Origin of the sequence: Streptomyces sp. SID5785, assembly GCF_009870065.1 — a bacterium.
GTDB lineage: Bacteria > Actinomycetota > Actinomycetes > Streptomycetales > Streptomycetaceae > Streptomyces.
Genome location: NZ_WWIA01000712.1, coordinates 1 through 2,281, shown reverse-complemented (window position 1 = coordinate 2,281; position 2,281 = coordinate 1). Strand labels below are relative to the sequence as shown.

Genomic DNA, 2,281 nt, shown 5'->3' with positions numbered 1-2,281 from the left:
CCTGGATCAACTCCGCTGCGTGCGATCGGTTGTCGTGGTTCACCCGGACGGGGCCCTTCGCTCAGGTTTGCGGCAGCGATCGCAGTACGACGGATACCGGCATTCGAGTGAACCGGCAGAACTTGTCGGCACCCCACAGAGTTGTCCCGTTCGCAGCAACCGGTGCCTGTCGAAAAAAGGAACAGAAGAATGCTCAAGAAGGTTATGGCCACGGCCGCGGTCGCCGTCTCCGTCGTCGGCGTGTCCGCCGCGGGTGCGACGCAGGCCCTCGCGCTGGGTGACGACGGCGGCACCACGTCGCTGAGCGGCAACGGCGCCTCGCAGGCCTTCGGCAACTCGATGACCGAAGGCGACATGAGCCCGCAGCTCGGCCTGGTCCAGGGCTCGCTCAACAAGCCCTGTGTCGGCCTCCCGGTCAAGGGCAACGTCGGCTCGCTCGTCGGTGTCGTGCCGGTCGCGGTCCAGGACATCAACGTCCTGTCCTCGCCGCAGAACCAGCAGTGCACGGAGAACTCGACGCAGGCCAAGGGCGACGAGCCGCTGTCGCACATCCTGAGCGACATCCCGGTCCTGTCCGGCAACGGTGCCGGCAACGGCTGATCGACGCCTGATCCCGTAGGACCCGAAAAGGCCCGGGCCGCCCGTCGTGACGACGGGCGGCCCGGGCTTTTGTGCTGTCGGCCGACTGGGGGGCACGACCCGCCACCGCGACCGCCCAACGGCACCGGGCCGTCGGCTGGAAGGCGAACGAGGTGGCCGGTCCCAGGGAACCGGATCTCAGTGGACCACGGCACGCTCCCGACGCAGAACCGATTCACCCGTTCGCGCGGCGCGTCACCCCAAGGAGGTCCACGGCGTACGGATGCGCGGCACTCCCCCGTACGGCGGTACGCGCGATGACACGGCGTCGTCCCTGGGCACACATGACCCCATGTCAAGAACGACGCCGCCGCACTGGGAGCAGCCATGGTCCGACCACGCCGAGGGGCATACCGAGGAAGACTTCCGCTGATCGCGGCGGGGGCGCTGGCCTCCCTGGTGCTCGCGGCCGGCGGCGTGGTGAGTGTGCCGGACGCGGCCGGCGCGGCCGGGCGCGACGACCCGTCCCCGGCCGCCACGCCCACCCCGTCGTCCCCCACGACGACCCCGACGACACCGACGACCCCGCCGACCACGCCCACCACCACCCCGACGCCCGAACCGCCCGCCCCCGCCCGGCACGCGGCGTTCGGCGCGTACCTGGACTACGGGCCGGACGGGGTGACGCGGATGGGCGAGCTGTCCCGCTGGCTCGGCGGCGCGGACCTGCGCGTCGGGCACACCTATCTGCCGGGCGACCGCTGGGACAACATCGAGGGCAGCCCCACCTTCCTCGACGCGTGGGCAAAGTGGCGCAGGGAGCGCGACGACCGGATCTTCGTGCTCAACGTGCCGATGCTGGAGCGCAACGAGGAGCGGGTGCCCGACGCCCAGGTGCGGTCGCTGCTGCGGCGCGGCGCGGACGGCGCGTTCGACGCGCACTTCAAGGCACTGGCCGAGCGGCTCGTCGCGCTGCGGGTGCCGGACACCGTGCTGGTGCTCGGCTGGGAGATGAACGGCACGACGTACACGCACCGTTGCGGGCCCGACCCCGCGGCCTGGAAGACGTACTGGAAGCGGATCGTCACCGTGATGCGCTCGGTGCCGGGGCAGAAGTTCCGCTTCGACTTCACGCCGAGCCGGGGGCGGGACGCGGTGCCGTGGACCCAGTGCTACCCGGGCGACGACACCGTCGACATCGTCGGGATGGACTCCTACGACCAGCCGCGCGGCATGTCCTTCGACGAGCAGGTCTCCGAACCGTACGGGCTGCAGGCACAGGTCGACTTCGCGAAGGAGCACGGCAAGCCGGTCTCGTACCCGGAGTGGGGGCTGTTCCGCAACGGCGACAACCCGGAGTACATGCGCCGGATGCTCGCGTGGATGGACCGGCACGCGCCGCTCTACAACACGCTCACCGACTACTGCCCCCACGGCGTGTGGCAGTGCACGCGCAACCCGAAGGCCTCCGAGGTCTACCGGGCCGCGCTGACCGGCCGCGACAAGCCCGGGTCGAGTGCGACGCCGGTCGAGCCCACCGCACCGACGCCCTCGGGCACCCGGCCGCCGGACTGCACGCCGCTGCACCTCGGTGACTGGGTGCGGCACTGGCTGGGCGGCACGCTGTGCCTGCGCCTGGAGTGGTGGGAGCGGCTGCCGGGACGCGGTTAGGGCCTGTCCGGCGGATCAGGTCGCGTCCGGG

2 protein-coding genes are annotated in these 2,281 nt (G+C 71.3%); both read left to right on the top strand.

Annotated features, from left to right (window positions below; translation table 11 throughout):
* The first annotated feature begins 189 nt into the window (after nt 1–189).
* Nucleotides 190–600, top strand: a complete 411-nt coding sequence (locus GTW43_RS23340; protein ID WP_161303985.1) for a rodlin — start codon at nt 190–192, stop codon at nt 598–600.
* 366 nt (nt 601–966) lie between these two features.
* Nucleotides 967–2,250, top strand: coding sequence for a glycosyl hydrolase (locus tag GTW43_RS23335; protein ID WP_161303984.1), 1,284 nt, complete (start codon nt 967–969; stop codon nt 2,248–2,250).
* The last annotated feature ends 31 nt before the right edge of the window (nt 2,251–2,281 follow it).